Raw genomic sequence first — 18,020 nt, 5'->3', positions numbered from 1 at the left:
GCCGCTCAGCCCAGTGGGTCCGCGTCGCCGTAGGGGCGCAGGCGGAGCTGCCGGGCGGCGTCCTCGGGCGTGGTCGACCGGAGCACGTCGAGGTCGTCCTTGCCCGCCCGCACGAAGCGGCCCGACCACTGGTCGAGCTCACCGGCGGCGATGGCCGCGACGATCTCGACCACGGCCTCCGGCGGCGTCCAGTCCGTGAAGCCCTCCCACTTGTGCATGGAGCGGGTCATCGGGGTGTCGACGACGCCGGGCGCGACGTCGAACGCGCGGACGTCGGAGCCCTCGAGCCCCGCCACCAGCGCCTCGGTCAGCCGCATGAGACCGGTCTTCGCGACCGAGTAGGCGGAGTAGTCCGGCTCGGCCCGGGTGCTCATCCCGCTGGCCAGGTTCACCACCCGGCCGCGGTTGCGCAGCACCATCCACGGCACGACGTTGCGGATGGTCAGCTGCGCGCCCCGGATGTGGCTGGAGACGACGTCCCACCACTGGTCGGCGTCGGCCTCCCAGATCGGCACCTCGTACTCGTCGATCAGCCCGGCGTTGTTGACCAGCAGGTCGATCTGGCCGAGCTTCTCGACCACCTCGGCGACAGCAGCTTCGACCGACGCCCGGTCGGTGACGTCCGCGGCCACGGCGAGGGTGCGGGCGCCGGTGGCCGCCGCGACCCCGTCCATCGCCGTCCGCAGCCGGTCGCCGTCTCGGGCGAGACCGGCCACCGCCATGCCACGGGCGGCCAGCCCCTCGGCGAGGTGCCGTCCGATCCCGGTGGACGCCCCGGTGACGAGGGCGACGCCCTCAGGCACGCAGCGCCGCCCCGGTCGCGGCGGTCACAGCGGCCAGCGCCGCGTCGCGCACCGCGGCCGCCTCCTCGCCGGTGAGCGTCCGGTCCGGCGCCCGCAGCGTCAGCGCGTAGGCCAGCGAGCGGGAGCCCGCCGGCACCGGCGCACCGGTGTAGACGTCGAAGAGCCGGATCGCCTCCAGCAGCTCCCCCGCGCCGTCGGCCAGCGCGTCGGCGACCCGGGCCGCGGGGACGTCGTCGGCCACCACCAGCGCCAGGTCGATGAGCACCGGCGGGAAGGTGGAGATCGGCGGCGCCTGCGGCACGCCCGGCGCCGGGAACGCGTCGGCGTCCAGCTCCATGACCGAGGTGCGCGGCGGCAGGCCCAGGGTCTCGCAGACCTTCGGGTGCAGCTCGCCGGCGTGCCCGACGACCCGGCCGTCGACGAGCAGCTCGGCGCAACGGCCGGGGTGCCACGGCGCCCGCTCCCCCGCGCGCACGGTCAGCTCGGCACCGGCGGCCTGCGCCACGGTGCGGGCGGCCTGCACGGCGTCGGCCCACTCGGCCGCACGGCCGGGGCCCCACCAGCCGCGCGGCTCGCGCTGCCCGGTGATCGCCACGGCCACGTGCCACGGCTGGGCCGGCACCGCGCCGAGCAGCGCGGCGAGCGTGGCGTCGTCCGGACGGCGGTCGACGCCCGGCAGCGGCGCGGCCGGGCGCTCGCCCCCGGGGAAGACCGCCCCGTGCTCGAAGAGGGCGACGTCGCGCTGCCCGCGGGCCAGGTTGCGCGCCAGGGAGGCGAGCAGGCCGGGCAGCAGCGTGGTCCGCAGCGCCGGGGCCTCCTCCGACAGCGGGTTGCGCACGGTGTTGACCCGGCGGCGGTCGTCGTCGGCGGGCAGGCCGAGCGCGTCGAGCTGCGGCGTCCCGATGAAGGGGAAGGCGGGGGCCTCGGTGTAGCCGGCGTCGGCCAGGGCGCGGCCGATGCTGCGCCGGCGGCGCTGCCGCTCGGTCAGCCCCCGCCCGGGCGGGGCGGTCGGCAGGATCGAGGGGATCTCGTCGAACCCGCGGAAGCGCACGACCTCCTCGACCAGGTCGGCCGGCTCCACCAGGTCGCCCCGCCAGGTCGGCGGGAACACCCGGAGGGTCTCCCCCGTGCCCTCGACGGTCGCGCCGATCGCCTCCAGCGCGTCGATCACCTGGGCGCGGGTGTAGTCCACCCCGGCGATCCGGCCGGGGAGGTCGGCGTCGAGCGCGACGGGCTGCCGCGGCGTCCGGGTGTCGACGTCGACCGGCGCGCCGACGACGCGGGCGCCGCCGTGCTCGACGAGCAGCGCTGCCGCGCGGGCCAAGGCGACGACGGTGACCTCCGGGTCGGTGCCGCGCTCGAAGCGCTTGCCGGCTTCGCTGGGCAGCCGGTGCCGGCGGACCCCGCGGGAGATGCCGGTCTGCTCCCAGTGCGCGGCCTCCAGCAAGACCGCGGTGGTGGAGTCGCCGATCTCGGTCGATGCGCCGCCCATGACACCGGCCATGCCGATCGGACCCGACTCGTCGGTGATCAGCAGGTCGTCGTCGGTCAGCGCGCGGTCGGCGCCGTCCAGGGTGGTGAGCCGCTCCCCCGCCGTCGCCTTCCGGACCGTGATCGGCCCGCGCACGGTGGCGCGGTCGAAGGCGTGCATGGGCTGGCCGAGCTCGAGCATCACGTAGTTCGTGACGTCGACGGCCAGCGAGATGCTGCGGACGCCGCACTGGGCGAGCCGCTGCCGCAGCGCCCACGGGCTGGGCGCCGCCGGGTCGAGGTCCTCCAGCGCGAGCATGGAGAAGCGGTCGCACCGATCGGCGTCGGCGACGGTCACGTCCCACGCGGGGGCGCCGGACCAGTCCGGTAGGGGCAGGTCGGCCGGGTCGCGCCAGGGGACGCCGAGGACGCCGGCCAGGTCGCGGGCGATGCCGCGCATCGACATGGCGTAGCCGCGGTCGGGGGTCACGTCGAGGTCGAACACGACGTCGTCCAGGCCCAGCACGTCGGCGGCCGGGGTGCCCGGCACGAAGCCGTCCTGCCCCAGCACGAGGATGCCGGCGTAGTCCTCGCCGATGCCGAGCTCGCGGACCGAGCAGATCATCCCGTCGGACACGTGGTCGTAGGTCTTCCGCGCGGCGATGGCGAAGTCGCCGGGCAGCACGGCACCGGGCAGGGCCGCGACCACGAGGTCGCCGACGGCGAAGTTGCGGGCGCCGCAGACGATGCCCCTCGGGGCGTCCTCGCCGACGTCCACCTGCGTGTAGCGGATCGGCTTCTTGAAGCCGGTCAGCTCCTCGATCTCCAGGACGCGGCCGACGACGAGCGGACCGGTGGTGGCCGGCGGGCGGACGATCTCCTCCACCTCGAAGCCCAGCCGCACGAAGGCGGTGTCGAGCTCCTCGACGGAGATGCCCGCCGGGAGGTCGACGAGCTCGGACAGCCAGCTGACGGGGACCTTCACTGCTCGACTCCGAAGACAGAGGTGAAACGGACGTCGGCCTCGGCGATGTCGTGCATGTCCGACACCGCGGAGCGGAACTGCAGCGCCCGCTCGATGCCCATGCCGAACGCGAAGCCGGAGTAGACGTCGGGGTCGATGCCGCAGGCGCGCAGCACCCGCGGGTTGACCATCCCGCAGCCGCCCCACTCGACCCACTGCGGGCCGTCGCGGTGCTCGGGGAACCAGACGTCGAACTCCGCCGAGGGCTCGGTGAACGGGAAGAAGTGCGGGCGCCACCGGGTGCGGGCCTCCGCGCCGAACAGCTGCCGGGCCAGGTGGTCCAGGGTGCCGCGCAGGTGGGCCATCGTCAGTCCCTTGTCGACGGCGAGGCCCTCGACCTGGTGGAACACCGGCAGGTGCGTCGCGTCCAGCTCGTCGGTCCGGTAGACCCGGCCCGGGGCGACGACGTAGATCGGCGGCTGCCGGTCGAGCATCGTGCGCGCCTGCACCGGGCTGGTGTGCGTGCGCAGCACGAGGCCGGAGTCCTCGGGCGCGACGAAGAAGGTGTCCATCATCGACCGCGACGGGTGGTCGGGGCCGATGTTGAGCGCGTCGAAGTTCAGCCACTCGGCCTCGAGCTCCGGGCCGTCGGCGACCTCGTAGCCCATGCCCACGAAGATGTCGGCGATCCGGTCGGTCAGCGTCGTCAGCGGATGACGGGCGCCGCGCGGGGTGCGGTCCCACGGCAGCGTGACGTCGACCCGCTCCTCGGCCAGGACCCGGGCGTCGCGCTCGGCCTCCAGCTGCTCCAGCCGCTCGGCGTAGAACCTCTTGAGGTCGCCGAGCACGCTGTTCAGCCGCTTGCCGGCGTCGGAACGGGCCGCCGGCGGCAGCGCACCCAGCTCGCGGCGGGCCAGCAGCAGCGGCGCGCGGTCACCGAGGTGCTCGGGCCGGACGGCGGCCAGCTGCTCCAGGTCGGCGGCGTTCGAGAAGGCCCCGACGCCGAGGGCGAGCGCGTCGTCCAGGGCCTCCTGGGACAGCGCGGCGACCTGCTTCGGGTCGTAGGGATCGTTGGCGCCAGACACGGGGAGCCATTCTGCCCGTCCCGCCGCCCGGCCCGCGCCTGGGTTCCGCTGCGAGGATGCGGCGGGTCGCCGTCGTCGCCGTCCTCCCTCACCGTGAGGGGTCCTCCCTCACCGCCGACCGCGAGGGAGGACCCGGGATGATCAGGTGACCTGATCGACAGCGGGAGGTGCGGGTGGCGGTCGTGCTGGCCCTGGCGTCGGCCGTCGTCTACGGGGCGTCGGACTTCCTGGGTGGCCTGGCCAGCCGCCGGGCCACCGTGTTCGCCGTCGTCGCCCTCTCGCAGGTCGCCGGCCTGACCGCCCTGCTGGTGCTGCTGCCCTGGGTCGGCGGACCGGTGACCACCGCCGACCTCGGCTGGGGGGCGGCGGCCGGGCTCACCGGTTCCACCGGCCTGCTGGTCTTCTTCCGCGCGCTCGCCGGCGGCGTCATGAGCGTCATCGCGCCGGTCACCGCCGTCACCGCCGCCGCGGTGCCCGTGCTGGTGGGCCTGCTCGGCGGGGACCGGATCGGCCCGGCGGCGGCCGGCGGGATCGCGCTCGCCCTCGTCGCCGTCGTCCTCGTGTCGGCCGAGAGCGGGCTGCGGGCGCTGCGCGCGGTCCGCCCGGCCGGCCTGCTCCCCGCGCTGGCAGCCGGCGCCGCCTTCGGGCTCTTCTTCGTCCTGCTGGACCGGACGTCGGCCGACGCCGGGCTCACGCCGCTGGTCGCGGCCCGCACCGCGTCGGTGGCCATGGTGCTGCTGGTCGCCCTCGCCGCGCGCCGGTCGGTACGACCGACGCGGGCGGCACTGCCGCTGATCGTCGCCTCCGGCGTCGGTGACATGGCCGCCAACGGGCTGTTCCTCCTCGCCACGCAGGCCGGCGACCCGCTCGCCATCACCGGCGTGCTGTCCTCGCTGTACCCGGTGAGCACCGTGGTCCTCGCGCAGCTCGTCCTCCGGGAGCGGCTGGTGCCCGCCCAGATCAGCGGTCTGGCGGCCGCTGCGGCCGCCGTCGTCCTGATCACGCTGCCCGGCTGATCTCCCCCTTCGGGGGGTGCCGTCCCGGTTCGGCTCCGGTTCGCCGACCCGGCGGTCGATGCCGGATCCGTGGACCACGTGCGCCCGGAACCCGACGCTTCCCTCACCGCTGCCCTCGACGAGGCGCTGCGCCCCGGTGGGGTGCGCAGCGTCTTCCAGCCGATCGTCGAGCTCGACACGGGCCGGGTGGTCGCGCACGAGGCGCTGGCCCGCGGGCCGGAGGGCCCGCTGCACCGCCCCGACCACCTCTTCGCCGCGGCCCGCGCCGCCGGCCGCCTGGCCGAGCTGGACGGCGCCTGCCGCGTCGCCGCCTTCGAGGGCGCGAGCCGGCACGGCATCGCGGCTCCGCTGGCGCTGTTCGTCAACGTGGAGCCCGAGGTCCTCGACACCGCGCCGCTGGACGAGCTGCTGGCCATCGCCGACGCCGCCCCGGGTCGGCTGCGCGTGGTCCTGGAGATCACCGAGCGCGCCATCGCCGCCCGCCCCGCCGAGCTGCTGCGCACCGTGGCCCGGGTGCGGGAGCTGGGCTGGGGCATCGCGCTGGACGACGTCGGCGCCGACCCCATGTCGCTGGCGTTCATGCCGCTGCTGCGCCCCGACGTCGTGAAGCTGGACCTGCGGCTGGTGCAGGAGCGCCCCGGCCCGGCCATCGCGCAGATCATGAACGCGGTGAACGCCTACGCCCAGACGACCGGCGCCGCCGTGCTCGCCGAGGGCATCGAGGACGACCGGCACCTGGCGATGGCCCACGCGCTCGGCGCCACCCTCGGCCAGGGCTGGCTGTTCGGCCGGCCGTCGGACGCGCCGGCCACCGACCGTCCGGCCGGCGCGCTGCCCGCACCCACCGACGACGACACGACCGGCCCGGCCGACTCGCCGTTCTCCTGCCTCCCCGAGGGGACGGTGCTGCGCCGCGCGCCCAAGAGCCTGCTGATCGAGCTGAGCAAGCAGCTCGAGCGCGAGGCCATGCGGCTGGGGAAGACCTGCGTCGTCGCGGCCACGTTCCAGGAGGCCCGTCACTTCACGCCGTCGACCACCCAGCGGTACCGCGACCTGGTCGAGCGCACCGGCTTCGTCTGCGCGCTGGGCGAGGGGCTGCCCGTCGAGCCCCTCCCCGGCCTGCGCGGCACCGACCTGTCCCCGAGCGACCCCGTCCGCGGCGAGTGGGACGTCGTCGTGCTCGCCCCGCACTTCAGCGTCGCCCTGCTGGCCCGTGACCTCGGCACCACAGGCCCCGACCTGGAGCGCCAGTTCGAGTACGCGCTGACCTACGACCGCGACGTCGCCGTCCGGGCCGCGCGCAGCCTGCTCGACCGGGTCGCTCCCGGGGCGACCCGCGCGCCGTCGGCTCCGGTCGTCCGACCGGCGACCTCCGCCGCCACCACCGTGGACCCCTACGTCGCGCAGCTGCTCGGCGACAACGCGATCGTCCGCCGGGCGCTGGACGCCACGCCCAGCGGTGTCTGCCTGGTCGACGTGCGGCTGCCCGACCAGCCGATGGTCTACGTCAACGCCGCCTTCGAGCGGCTCGCGGGCCTGCCTCGCGAGGAGCTGATCGGCCGCAACTGCCGCTTCCTGCAGGGGCCGGACACCGACCCCGCCGCCGTCGCCCGCATCCGCGACGCGATCGCCGCCGGCGAGGAGTCCCGCGAGGTGCTGCTCAACGTGCGCGGCCCCGGGCGGACCCCCTGGTTCAACGAGCTGCACCTGGCGCCGGTGTTCGACGACTCCGGCGCGCTCGTGCAGTACATCGGCGTCCAGGTCGACGTCACCGAGCGCATCGAGGCCGAGCGGGCGCTGCAGCGGGAGCGGGACCGGGGCCTGAGCTACCTGGCCCAGATCCAGGAGCTGGCGGTCACCGACCCGCTGACCGGGCTGCCCACCCGCGAGCACGTGCAGCGCCAGGTGGAGACCGCGCTGTGGAACGCCCGGGCGACCGGTGACGCCGTCGGGCTGCTCGTCCTGGCCGTGCAGGGGCACGGTGAGATCGAGAGCCAGCACGGGCCGGCCGCGGCGGAGGCGCTCATGCGCACCACCACCGAGCGGCTGCGGAGCCGGCTGCGGCGCGGCGACCTGGTGGCGCGCTGGACCCGCGACTCGTTCGCCGTCGTGCTGCCCGACCTGGCCGCGGAATCGGCGCGCGTGGAGGTCGACCGGGTCCTCGAGGACCTCGGCACCGCGGTGCGCGGACCCGTGGTGGTGGAAGGCACCCCGACCGTGCTCTCCGTCAGCGTGGGTGCTGCCCGCTTCCCCGCCGACGCCGACGACGTGGCCGGGCTGCTCGCCGTCGCCGACCGTGCGGCCGGACGCGCACCGGCGCGCTGACCCTCAGCGCCCGGCGCCGTCGAGCAGCTCGACCGGGAACGGCGGGCGCCCGACCCCGGTGACCCGGGTGTTGCCCCAGGGGTCGGTCTCGGTGGCTTCGGCGACCGAGCTGCCGTGCGGCGTGGTGATCTCCAGCCGGGTCCGGGGCGAGGCCTGCACGGCCACCCGCCCGGACCAGACGACCGAACCGGCGAGCGGGTCGAAACGCGCGCCGAGGGCGGCGCGCGCGGTGCTGGTCACGCCGTCGACCACGACGGTGACCTCGCCCTCGTAGCCCTCGGGCTCCTCGTGCTCGCTCATGGCGCTCCCCTCGGTCAGCTCTCTCCCCGATCAGCCACGGGGCGGGAGCAGCGTGCCCAGACCGCCGTCGGCCAGGGCCGTCAGCTGCTCGATCAGGTCGGCGGCCGGGACGGTGCGCGCCACCGACCACCAGTGCGACGCCAGCTGCACCATCCCGACGACGCCGTAGGCCCACGTCATGGCCCCCTCGGGGGGCCGGCCGGCCTCGATCAGCCGGGCGCGGATGAGCCCACCCAGTGCGGTGGCGACGGCGTGCTCCGTGGCGGCGACGAGATCGGCGCGGCCGGCGCGGCCGGTCTGCGCGTAGGCGAACCGGTAGAGCGCGGGCTCGTCCTCGATGAGGGAGACGAAGGCGGCGATGACCGCCCGCAGCTGCTCCCGGTCGTCGGCCCGGTCGACCGCCAGCTCACCCATGAGCCGCGGCAGCAGGATCGCCTGCGAGATGCGCTCGAGGACGGCGTCGATCAGCTCGTCCTTGTCGCTGAAGTACCGGTAGATGACGGTCTTCGAGACACCGGCGCTGCGCGCGACGTCGTCGACGGAGAAGTCCGGGCCGACCAGCCGCACCGCGGCCACCGCGGCGCCGACCAGCTCCTCGCGGCGTGCGCGGCGGTGCTCGGTCCAGCGCGAGCGTCGCCCGTCGGGCGACGGCGGTGGCGCCGACACGCCCGGGGACTCGACCACCCGTTGCATGTGATCCAAGGTAACAGCTACCTTTCGTTGCGGTACTCGTTCGACGTCCTGGGGAGCCCGCCGATGACCACCATCCTTCCGTCCCGCCCGAGTCGCTCGACGACCAAGGCTCCCGTCGACCGCCAGGCGCTGTCCTCGAGGCTGCTGGGATCGGCTGCCAAGAAGTCCTACGACCCGGTGGTCGAGATCGACTGGACGGCGCCGATCCCCGACGACCTCTACGGTCTGTCACCCGAGTGGTCCACGCTGTACGGCACGCCGTTGTGGGACTCGCTCGACCACTCCCAGCGGGTCACGCTGACCATCCACGAGTACTGCTCGATCTCCGGGATCGGCATCTGGTTCGAGCACCTGCTCATGCAGCTCGTGCTGCGCGACATCTACGGCGACGACCCGGCCCAGCCGCACGTGCAGTGGGCGCTCACCGAGATCGCCGACGAGTGCCGGCACTCGGTCATGTTCGCGCGGACGGCGCAGACCTTCGGGGCGCCGTCCTACGGGCCGCCGTCGTCGCTGCTGAAGCTGGGCAAGGGGTACGCCAAGCGGGCCGACGGCCCGGCCGCGTACGCCGCGATCCTGGTGGCCGAGGAGATCCTCGACATCTTCCAGCGCGACCTCATGAAGGACGAGCGGGTGCAGCCGCTGACCCGCGCCACGAGCCAGATCCACGTGGTGGAGGAGGCGCGGCACATGCGCTTCGCCCGCGAGGAGGTCGCCCGTCGCACCCCGGAGCTCTCGTTCCTGCAGCTGCGCCGGCACCGGACGATGGTGGCGGCGTGCGCGGCCATCGTCGCGGAGAACCTCGTGCAGCCGCAGGTCTACGCGGCGGTGGGGCTGGACCCGAGGACCGCTCGCGCCGCGGCGCGCGGCAACCAGCACTACCGCGCGAAGCTCAAGGACTCCTCCGCCGGGCTGGTGGCCTTCCTGCGCGAGGTGGGCCTCATCGGCGGGCCCTCGGAGCGGCTCTGGAAGCGCGCCGGACTCGTCTGAGCGCATCCGTCAGGCATCCTCACCGGCATGCCCCGACCACCTCGCCGCGTCGTGCTGCCGCACGAGGAGTGGCGGCAGCTCGGCGCATCGACCCGGCGCCGGGTCCGGGCGGCCGCCCGCCGAGGTCGCAGCCACCCCGACCCCTACGTCGCTGCGGTGGCCCACGCCTGGGCGCAGGAAGTGGTCCGGTTGTCCGGGCGCTCGGCCCCCACACCGACCGGCATCGCGGGAACCGTGCTCGGCGTCGCCGTCATCCTCGCGATCGCCGCGTTCCTGGACGTCTCGCCCGGCGGATCCAGCGGGTACTCGTGGCGGGAGCGCCGGCTGGCGCGACGCATCCTGGCGCTGCCCCCGGTCTGAGCGCCGGGGCGCCGCTCAGCCCTGGGCGAGCTGGGTGGTGTAGAGGCAGATCGCCGCGGCGGCGGCCAGGTTGAGGCTCTCGGCCCGGCCCCGCATCGGGATCCGCACCCGCGCGTCGGCGAGGGCCGCCAGCTCCGCCGGCACACCGCGGGCCTCGTTGCCGAAGAGCCACAGGACGGGCCCGGACAGCTGCGGACCCAGCTCGTCGAGGGATGCCTCTCCCCCGCCGTCGGCAGCCAGCACGGTCACCCCGGCGGTCCGCAGCGCGGGCAGCAGCGTCTCCAGCGGCGCTCCGCGGACGACGTCGACGTGGAAGACGCTGCCGGCGCTGGAGCGGACGGCCTTGCCGCCGTACGGGTCGGCCGATCCGGCACCGAACACGACCGCGCCGGCGCCGCACGCGTCGGCGGTGCGCAGCACGGTGCCGGCGTTGCCCGGGTCGGCGAGCTCCGCGAGGGCCACCGACAGCCGGGGCGGCGCGGGGACCAGGGTCTCGGCCGGGACGTCGCGCAGCTCGCAGACGGCGACCAGCCCCTGCGGCGTCACGGTCTCCGACAGCCCGGCGGCGGCCCTCTCGGTGACCAGCCGGACGGGGACCGACGTCGCGGCCAGCAGGTCGTGGTGGGCGGTGGCAGCCGCCTCGGTGGCGAGGACCTCGCGCACACCGTCGGGGTCGGCGAGCGCCTCGACGACGGCCTGACGCCCCTCGGCGAGGAAGAGCCCGGCGGCGTCCCGTCCGGCCCGACGGGTGAGCTTGCGCGCGGCGACGATCCGGCCGGAGCGCTCGGTCAGCAGCTCGGTCACGGCTCTCCCTTCCTCGGCCCGGACAGACGGGGACGCCGCCGGCGCCGGCCACGCGGGACCGGTCGCCGACGGCGTCTCGTGGTTCAGGCTCAGACGGCCTGGGCGCCGGTCGCCTGCGGGTTCGCGGCGAGCGCGGCCCGGGCGGACTCGACGAGCGTGGCGAAGGCCGCCGGCTCGTTGACGGCCAGCTCGGCCAGGACACGACGGTCCAGCTCGATGCCGGCCAGCTTGAGGCCCTGCATGAACCGGTTGTAGGTCATGTCGTTCAGCCGCGCGGCGGCGTTGATGCGGGTGATCCACAGCTTGCGGAAGTCACCCTTGCGCACCTTGCGGTCGCGGTAGTTGTAGGTCGCGGAGTGGAGGATCTGCTCCTTGGCCTTGCGGTAGAGCCGCGAGCGCTGGCCGCGGTAACCGCTGGCCTGCTCGAGAACGCTACGACGCTTCTTCTGGGCGTTGACCGCCCGCTTCACGCGTGCCACGTGAGAGCTCCTGTCTTCTCGTCAGTAAAGGGCGGTCAGAGACCGAGCAGCTTCTTCATCCGCGGCGCGTCGGCCTTGGACAGAACGCCGATCCCGCTCACGCGGCGCTTGCGGCCCGAGGACTTCACCTCGAACTTGTGCTGGTTGTTGGTGTGCTCGCGGACGAGCTTCCCGGAGCCCGTCACGCGCACGCGCTTGGCCGTGCCCTTGTGGGTCTTCTGCTTCGGCATGTCCCTCGTCCTGTTCGTCTGTCGTACGTCGTGGGCCCTGCGGGAGGGGTGGTTCTCAGGCGCTGGGCGCCTGCTCCTCGGGCTGCTCGTTCTTCTCCGCACGGGCCTTGGCGGACTGCGCGGCGGCCTGCGCCTGCTGCTGCAGCGCCTGCGCGTTCTTGTGCGGAGCGATCACCATGACCATGTTCCGGCCGTCCTGCTTCGGGTTGGACTCGACGACGCCCAGCTCGGACACGTCGCCGGCCAGCCGCTGCAGCAGGCGGTAGCCCATCTCCGGGCGCGACTGCTCGCGGCCGCGGAACATCACGGTGATCTTGACCTTGTCGCCGCCCTTGAGGAAGCGCTCGACGTGGCCCTTCTTGGTCTCGTAGTCGTGCGGGTCGATCTTCAGACGCAGCCGCATCTCTTTGATGACGGTGAGCGCCTGGTTGCGCCGGGACTCACGCGCCTTCTGGGCGGCCTCGTACTTGAACTTCCCGTAGTCCATGAGCTTGGCGACGGGCGGCCGGGCCATGGGAGCGACCTCGACGAGGTCGAGCTCGGAGTCCTGGGCCAGGCGCAGCGCTTCGCCGATCGACACGATGCCGACCTGCTCGCCCTCGGGTCCGACGAGGCGGACCTCGGGGACACGGATGCGGTCGTTGATGCGGGGCTCGGTGATGGCCTCTCCTCTGCTGCTGCATGGGAGGAGTCGCTGGCCCACCCGGGCGCCGACAGACGTGAGGCCCCGTGAGCGTCTGCTCACGGGGCCCACTCGCCGGTGGCGCACGACCCGTCAGGGTGCGTGCGCACGCGAGCACCGACCTGGGTCGGTTCTCGCGATCCGGGACCTGGGCGCCCAGGGGGCGTCAGGTGGGAGCGGGCTCCTCTTGGTTTCGGCGGCCCGGGGCGGGGCCGCCAAGTGGTTCGCGCGCCTCGATGTAGCGGGGAGGCACGCCCACTCTACAGCCTGTTCACCGCGCGCGGCATTCCCACCCCTGGTGACGGACTGGAACGGCCCCGCTGCAGGGACCCGCCGTGAGCCTGCGAACGGTGGGGGGCAGCGGGGTCCTTCTTCAGTCGTCGTAGAGCAGCGGCGGGCGCACCGGGTCCTTCGCCCGCGCCGCGGCGTGCAGGGCGCGCAGCCCCTCGACCCCGGTCACGGCGCTCTCGCCGTCGAAGGACTGCAGGCCCAGCAACGAGACCTCGTCCCCGTTCTCCAGCCGCAGCGCGCCCCAGTACGACGACCGGTCGAAGCGCACCGCGCGCACCGCGGTCCAGGGCAGCGCGTGGTGCACGAGGACGTTGCGGATCCGGACGCCGTCGGCGTCGGCGTCCACGCGGGACCGGCCGAGGAACAGCACCCCGGCGGCGAGCACCAGTCCGAGACCGGCGATGGCGACCTGGTCGACGACGCCGTAGTCGACCACCGTGTTCGTCGTCGAGGGCAGCGAGAGCGCCACCAGCCCCATCACCACCGCGACGACCACGGCCAGGACGGCGAGCACCAGCCGCAGGCGACGCGGGACGATCGACACCGACGCGGGGACCTGGGGACCGGGCACGCGGCCATCCTCCCAGCCGGACCGACGACGGCGACGGCGACTGGCAGAGTGCCGGGACGTGGAGATCACCGGCACCGTCCAGCACGAGGCGTGGCAGAGCCGCACCCTCCCCCCGGTCGAGCAGCTGCGTCCCGACCTCTGGTCGATCCCGGTCCCGATCCCGCACAACCCGCTGCGCTACGTCAGCACGTACGCCTTCGCCCTCGACGGCGGCGGTCTCGGGCTGATCGACACCGGCTGGGAGAGCGAGGAGGGCTGGCAGGCGCTGACCGAGGGGCTCGCCTCGATCGGCGGTGGGATCGACGACCTGAGGGGTGTGCTGGTCACCCACCTGCACTTCGACCACCTGGGCCTGGCCGCCCGTGTCCGCGAGGCCAGCGGCGCGTGGATCGCGATGCACCCGGCCGACGTCGACGTCGTCCGACGGCTGACCACGACCGAGGCCCAGGCGTCCGTCGACGCGGAGGTGGCGTTCCTCGTCAGCCTGGGTGCCCCGCGCGAGGAGGCGCTCAGCGACGTCGGCGGCGCGGAGAACCTGTCCGGCTTCCACCGCATGGCCGTGGCCGACCGGCTGCTCGAGGACGGCGAGCACGCCGACTTCCCCGGCTGGCACCTGCGGGCCGTGCACACCCCCGGCCACACCCCGGGCCACCTGTGCTTCGCCGAGGAGCGCACCGGGCTTTTCTTCTCCGGCGACCACGTGCTGCCGCGGATCAGCCCCAACATCTCCAGCGGGCCGAACTCCGGGCCTGACGGGAACCCGCTGGGCGACTTCATGACCTCGCTGCAGGCGGTGCGCGACCTCGAGGCCACCGAGGTGCTCCCGGCGCACGAGTGGCGCTTCCGGGGCCTGGCCGACCGCGTCGACTCGCTGACCGAGCACCACGAGCGCCGGCTCACCGAGCTGCTCGACGCCATCCGCGCGCACCCGCACGCCACCCCGTGGGACCTGGCCTCGCACCTCACCTGGTCGCGGCCGTGGGAGCAGTACGCGCGCCGGATGCGGATCTTCGCGGTGACCGAGACCAACGCGCACGTGCGGCTGCTGGCCCGGCGCGGCCTCGTGGTGAGCAGCGGCGGACCCGTGCCGACGTGGACGGCGGCGGTCCGCTGAGCACGGCCGCCCTCGCAGGCCGGGTGCGCACCGTTCCCCCGCGCCTGGGCGGCACCCGGCTGGTGTGCGTCGACGGCCCGGCCGGCTCGGGGAAGACGACGCTTGCCGGCCGGCTCGCCGACGTGCTGGGGCCGGACGCCGTCGTCGTCCACATGGACGACCTCTACGCCGGCTGGACGCTCACCGGGGCGGTCGCGCGGCTCTCCGCCGGCGTGCTCGGCCCCCTGGCAGCGGGACGGGCGGGGGCCTACCACCGCTACGACTGGGCGGCGGGGCGGTTCTCCCCCGAGCCGACGCCGGTGCCCGTGCCCGGCGTGCTGGTCGTGGAGGGGTGCGGCAGCGCCTCGCGTCCGGCCGACCCGTGGGCGAGCCTGCGCGTGTGGGTGGAGGCCGACGCCGGGCTGCGGCTGGCCCGCGGGCTCGCGCGGGACGGCGAGCACCTCGCGACCGAGTGGCACCGGTGGCAGCGCACCGAGGCGGCGCACTTCGCGGCGGACGGCACCCGGGACCGGGCCGACGTCGTCGTCGACGGCGGGGCGTGACTCCGCTCACCCGCACGCGGGCGGCAGGCCCGGGGACACACGCCGGTAACCCGGATCGCCCACCATGGGGGACGACCGCTGGCGAGGGGGACACGTGACCGACACCGTCCAGGAACCGACGACCGGGGTGCTGCCGCTCGCCGGGTACACCGTCGCGGTGACCGCGGCCCGGCGTGCCGAGGAGCTGGGCGCACTGCTGGACCGCCGCGGGGCGCGCGTCGTCCACGCACCCGCCATCCGGATCGTCCCGCTCTCCGACGACACCGAGCTCGTGGCGGCGACCCGGCGGGTGCTCGAGGCGCCGGTCGACCTGGTGGTCGCGACCACCGGCGTCGGGTTCCGCGGCTGGCTGGAGGCCTGCGACGCCTGGGACCTGCCGCTGGTGCAGCACCTGACCGGCGCCCGGGTGCTCGCTCGCGGCCCCAAGGCGCGCGGCGCCATCCGCGGAGGTGGGCTGGTCGACGCCTGGTCCCCCGAGTCGGAGTCCTCCGCCGAGGTGCTCGACCACCTGCTGTCGGGCGCCGAGGGACCGCTGGAGGGCCGGCGGATCGCCGTCCAGCTGCACGGCGACCCGCTGCCGGAGCTGGTCTCGGGGCTGCGGGAGGCCGGCGCCGACGTGCTGACCGTCCCGGTCTACCGCTGGGTGCTCCCCGAGGACGTCGGCCCGGTGCGCCGGCTGGTCGCCACCGTGGTGGCCGGCGGGGTCGACGCGGTCACGTTCACCAGCGCACCGGCCGCGGCGAGCCTGCTGCAGGTCGCCGAGGAGCTGGGCCGGCGCGAGGCGCTGGTCGCGGCCCTGCAGGAGCGGGTGCTCGCCGTCGCCGTCGGCCAGGTGACCGCCGGGCCGCTGGACGCCGCGGGCATCCCGAGCGTCCGGCCCGAGCGGTCCCGGCTCGGCGCGCTGGCCCGCGAGGTCGTGGCCCGCCTGCCGGAGCGCGACCCGGTGCTGACCATCGGACCGCACACGCTCCAGGTGCGGGGGCACGCCGCCGTCGTCGACGACCGCCTGGTGGAGCTCCCCCCGGGATCGGTCGCGGTGCTGCGGGAACTCGTCCGCCGGCCCGGGCACGTCGTCGGCCGCCCGGAGCTGGTCGCCGCGCTCCCGGGCGGCGGTGACGGGCACGCGGTGGAGATGGCGGTGACCCGGCTGCGCGCGGCACTCGCGGTACCGCTGGTCGAGACGGTGGTGAAGCGGGGCTACCGGCTCAAGGTCTGAGGTCCCGCCGCATCAGGATGCGCGGGAACCCGTTGATCACCGAGCCGGTGTCGGCGACCTTGACGAAGCCGGCCCGCTCGAACAGCGCCCGGGTGCCCACGTAGGCCATCGTGAGGTCGACCCTCGCGCCGTCGTTGTCGACCGGGTACGCCTCCACCGCCGGGGCGCCGTGGGTCCGGGCGAACTCCACGGCGCCGGCCACGAGCGGGTGCGAGATGCCCCGCTTGCGGTGCCCGGGGCGCACGCGGACGCACCAGAGCGACCAGACGTCGAGGTCGTCGACGTGCGGGATCCTCCGGTTGGTCGCGAAGGTCGTGCCGGCGCGCGGGTGCACGGCGGCCCAGCCGACCGGCTCGCCGTCGTCGTAGGCGAGCACTCCCAACGGCAGGTCCTCCCGGACGAGCTGCCGCACCCGCTCCCCCCGTGCGGCACCGGTCAGCGCGCGGTTGTCCTTCGAGCCGATCCGGTAGCTCAGGCACCAGCAGACGTTGGCGTCGGGCCGCTTCGGGCCTACCAGCGCGGCGACGTCGTGGAAGTTCCTCGCAGGCCACACCTCGATCGCCATGGCCGCATCGTGGCAGGTGGAGCGGGCGTGAGGACGATCAGGAGACCTGATCGTCCCGGGTCCTCCCTCGTGGTCGACGGTGAGGGAGGACCCCGAACGGTGAGGGACGTCGGCCTCAGACGCGGCCCAGCGCGCGACCGGGGCGCAGGTAGACCGCCCAGGTGATCGCCACGCAGACGACGTAGAAGGCGATGAACACCAGGTAGGCCGAGTCGCCGGTACCCGTGGTCATGAACGACTGCCGGAACGCCAGGTTCACCAGCACTCCCCCGAAGGCGCCGACCGCCCCCGCGATGCCGATCAGCGCACCGGACATCCGCAGCGCACGCCGGTCCGCGGCCTCGGCGTCGCCGCCCTGGGCCACCGACTGCAGCGCCTGCGACCGGAAGATCGCCGGGATCATCTTGTAGGTCGAGCCGTTGCCGACCCCGCTGAGCACGAAGAGCGCAACGAAGCCGACGACGAACAGCGGCAGGGACCCCAGCTGGCTCGCCGTCCACACCACCAGCGCGCCGAGCGCCATCGCGACGAAGGTCCAGCAGGTGATGAGCGCACCGCCGAACCGGTCGGCCAGCGAGCCACCGAGCGGTCGGATGAGCGAGCCGAGCAGCGGGCCGAGCCAGGTGAGCGAGGCGGCGGCCAGCGGCGTCGCGAAGGACTCGGTGAACTGGTTCTGCAGCACCTGCCCGAAGGCGAACCCGAAGCCGATGAACGAGCCGAAGGTGCCGATGTACAGGAACGACATGATCCAGGTGTGCGGCTCGTGGGTGGCCTCGCGCATGGCCCGCGGCTGGTTGCGCGCCATCGTCAGGTTGTCCATGAGCAGGGCCGCGCCGACGGCCGCCGCCACGATCAGCGGGATGTAGATCCAGAGGATCAGCCGCGGGTGCGCCGCCCCGGCGGTGGCCAGCACGAGCAGCCCGACGAGCTGGACGACGGGGACGCCCAGGTTGCCGCCACCGGCGTTCAGTCCGAGCGCCCAGCCCTTGAGCCGGTCGGGGTAGAACGCGTTGATGTTGGCCATCGAGCTGGCGAAGTTGCCGCCACCGACGCCGGCCAGGCAGGCGACGAGCAGCAGGGTGCCGAAGTCGACGCCGGGTTCCAGCACGATCGCCGTCGCGACGGTGGGCACCAGCAGCAGCGCGGCGCTGACGATGGTCCAGTTCCGGCCGCCGAAGCGGGCGACGGCGAAGGTGTAGGGCAGCCGCACGAAGGCACCCAGCGCGGTCGGCAGCGCGGTGAGCAGGAACTTGCCGGCCGGGTCGATCCCGAAGACCGGCTCGGGCAGGAAGAGCACGAGCACCGGCCACAGGCTCCAGATGGAGAAGCCGACGTGCTCGGAGAACACCGAGAAGAACAGGTTGCGCCGGGCGACCGTCCTCCCCGTCGACTCCCAGAACTCCGGCTCCTCGGGGCGCCAGTCGTCGATCCAGCGGCCTGACCGCACCGGGGGTGCGGCCGGGATCGTCGTGGTCGTGGACGGCGGACGGGTGGGGGCGGCCATGGCGACGACGGTGACG

The 18,020-nt window shown here is 74.5% G+C and carries 19 protein-coding genes; 7 read left to right on the top strand and 12 right to left on the bottom strand.

Translation table 11 applies throughout. The annotated features are described in order from the left end of the window. Window positions 1-5: 5 nt before the first annotated feature. From DQ244_RS15575 to pheS, 3 genes are read right to left on the bottom strand one after another with little or no spacing between them, the layout of a single operon-like run. Entirely contained in the window at window positions 6-803 is a 798-nt protein-coding gene (locus DQ244_RS15575) for an SDR family oxidoreductase (RefSeq protein ID WP_113812378.1), read from the bottom strand. Next, window positions 796-3,258: a phenylalanine--tRNA ligase subunit beta gene (gene pheT, locus DQ244_RS15570; protein WP_113812377.1), complete on the bottom strand. Its 2,463-nt coding sequence runs from the start codon at window positions 3,256-3,258 to the stop codon at window positions 796-798. Before pheT ends, DQ244_RS15575 begins: the two co-directional genes overlap by 8 nt. Beyond that, a complete protein-coding gene (gene pheS / locus DQ244_RS15565; protein WP_113812376.1) occupies window positions 3,255-4,322 on the bottom strand; it encodes a phenylalanine--tRNA ligase subunit alpha in 1,068 nt (355 codons plus the stop codon). Before pheS ends, pheT begins: the two co-directional genes overlap by 4 nt. Before the next feature lie 173 nt (window positions 4,323-4,495). On the opposite strand from pheS, the gene DQ244_RS15560 reads away from it, so the two are divergent. Next, window positions 4,496-5,338: an EamA family transporter gene (locus DQ244_RS15560; protein ID WP_113812375.1), complete on the top strand. Its 843-nt coding sequence runs from the start codon at window positions 4,496-4,498 to the stop codon at window positions 5,336-5,338. Window positions 5,339-5,407: 69 nt separating this feature from the next. After that, entirely contained in the window at window positions 5,408-7,663 is a 2,256-nt protein-coding gene (locus DQ244_RS15555; protein WP_233491589.1) for an EAL domain-containing protein, read from the top strand. Window positions 7,664-7,666: 3 nt separating this feature from the next. On the opposite strand, the gene DQ244_RS15550 is transcribed toward DQ244_RS15555, so the two are convergent. After that, the gene (locus DQ244_RS15550) at window positions 7,667-7,963 is read right to left on the bottom strand and encodes a DUF4873 domain-containing protein (protein ID WP_113812374.1); all 297 of its coding nucleotides are present in this window, start codon (window positions 7,961-7,963) and stop codon (window positions 7,667-7,669) included. A 30-nt stretch (window positions 7,964-7,993) separates the two neighbouring features. Then, window positions 7,994-8,656 carry a TetR/AcrR family transcriptional regulator gene (locus DQ244_RS15545; protein ID WP_113812373.1) on the bottom strand — a complete coding sequence of 221 codons (663 nt, stop codon included), beginning with the start codon at window positions 8,654-8,656 and terminating at the stop codon, window positions 7,994-7,996. A 63-nt stretch (window positions 8,657-8,719) separates the two neighbouring features. On the opposite strand from DQ244_RS15545, the gene DQ244_RS15540 reads away from it, so the two are divergent. Both DQ244_RS15540 and DQ244_RS15535 read left to right on the top strand, forming a co-directional pair. Continuing rightward, window positions 8,720-9,646: a diiron oxygenase gene (locus DQ244_RS15540; protein ID WP_113812372.1), complete on the top strand. Its 927-nt coding sequence runs from the start codon at window positions 8,720-8,722 to the stop codon at window positions 9,644-9,646. A gap of 27 nt (window positions 9,647-9,673) precedes the next feature. Then, window positions 9,674-10,006, top strand: a complete 333-nt coding sequence (locus tag DQ244_RS15535) for a hypothetical protein (protein WP_147251540.1) — start codon at window positions 9,674-9,676, stop codon at window positions 10,004-10,006. 15 nt (window positions 10,007-10,021) lie between these two features. Here DQ244_RS15535 and DQ244_RS15530 read toward each other — a convergent pair whose 3' ends face one another. The 5 genes from DQ244_RS15530 to DQ244_RS15510 all read right to left on the bottom strand — a co-directional run bounded on the left by DQ244_RS15530 (window position 10,022) and on the right by DQ244_RS15510 (window position 13,063). Further along, window positions 10,022-10,810 (bottom strand): RNA methyltransferase, encoded by a 789-nt coding sequence (locus DQ244_RS15530; protein WP_113812370.1) that lies wholly within the window; start codon window positions 10,808-10,810, stop codon window positions 10,022-10,024. Between the two features lie 89 nt (window positions 10,811-10,899). Then, on the bottom strand, window positions 10,900-11,289 hold the full coding sequence (gene rplT / locus DQ244_RS15525; RefSeq protein ID WP_113812369.1) for a 50S ribosomal protein L20: 390 nt from the start codon (window positions 11,287-11,289) through the stop codon (window positions 10,900-10,902). A gap of 35 nt (window positions 11,290-11,324) precedes the next feature. Then, window positions 11,325-11,519, bottom strand: a complete 195-nt coding sequence (gene rpmI / locus DQ244_RS15520) for a 50S ribosomal protein L35 (RefSeq protein ID WP_104525481.1) — start codon at window positions 11,517-11,519, stop codon at window positions 11,325-11,327. 55 nt (window positions 11,520-11,574) lie between these two features. Continuing rightward, a complete protein-coding gene (infC, locus tag DQ244_RS15515; RefSeq protein WP_233491586.1) occupies window positions 11,575-12,264 on the bottom strand; it encodes a translation initiation factor IF-3 in 690 nt (229 codons plus the stop codon). Between the two features lie 310 nt (window positions 12,265-12,574). Continuing rightward, window positions 12,575-13,063, bottom strand: coding sequence for a PH domain-containing protein (locus tag DQ244_RS15510; protein ID WP_233491583.1), 489 nt, complete (start codon window positions 13,061-13,063; stop codon window positions 12,575-12,577). A 58-nt stretch (window positions 13,064-13,121) separates the two neighbouring features. Between DQ244_RS15510 and DQ244_RS15505 the strand changes: the two genes are divergently transcribed. From DQ244_RS15505 to DQ244_RS15495, 3 genes are all read left to right on the top strand, one after another. Continuing rightward, window positions 13,122-14,177 carry an MBL fold metallo-hydrolase gene (locus tag DQ244_RS15505; protein WP_113812367.1) on the top strand — a complete coding sequence of 352 codons (1,056 nt, stop codon included), beginning with the start codon at window positions 13,122-13,124 and terminating at the stop codon, window positions 14,175-14,177. A gap of 23 nt (window positions 14,178-14,200) precedes the next feature. Continuing rightward, window positions 14,201-14,719, top strand: a complete 519-nt coding sequence (locus DQ244_RS15500) for a uridine kinase (RefSeq protein WP_233491580.1) — start codon at window positions 14,201-14,203, stop codon at window positions 14,717-14,719. Window positions 14,720-14,813: 94 nt separating this feature from the next. Continuing rightward, window positions 14,814-15,935, top strand: coding sequence for a uroporphyrinogen-III synthase (locus tag DQ244_RS15495; protein WP_233491577.1), 1,122 nt, complete (start codon window positions 14,814-14,816; stop codon window positions 15,933-15,935). On the opposite strand, the gene DQ244_RS15490 is transcribed toward DQ244_RS15495, so the two are convergent. Together DQ244_RS15490 and DQ244_RS15485 are read right to left on the bottom strand one after the other, a co-directional pair. Further along, window positions 15,925-16,500 carry a GNAT family N-acetyltransferase gene (locus DQ244_RS15490; RefSeq protein WP_113812364.1) on the bottom strand — a complete coding sequence of 192 codons (576 nt, stop codon included), beginning with the start codon at window positions 16,498-16,500 and terminating at the stop codon, window positions 15,925-15,927. The genes DQ244_RS15495 and DQ244_RS15490 overlap by 11 nt on opposite strands. Before the next feature lie 115 nt (window positions 16,501-16,615). Then, complete coding sequence (locus DQ244_RS15485) at window positions 16,616-18,004, bottom strand: MFS transporter (RefSeq protein ID WP_113812363.1); 1,389 nt, start codon at window positions 18,002-18,004, stop codon at window positions 16,616-16,618. Window positions 18,005-18,020 lie beyond the last annotated feature (16 nt).

It is taken from the genome of Blastococcus sp. TBT05-19, from assembly GCF_003319095.1.
Lineage (GTDB): Bacteria > Actinomycetota > Actinomycetes > Mycobacteriales > Geodermatophilaceae > Blastococcus.
Note: the sequence above shows the minus strand (reverse complement) of the source record. Positions and strands in the feature narration are given on the sequence as shown.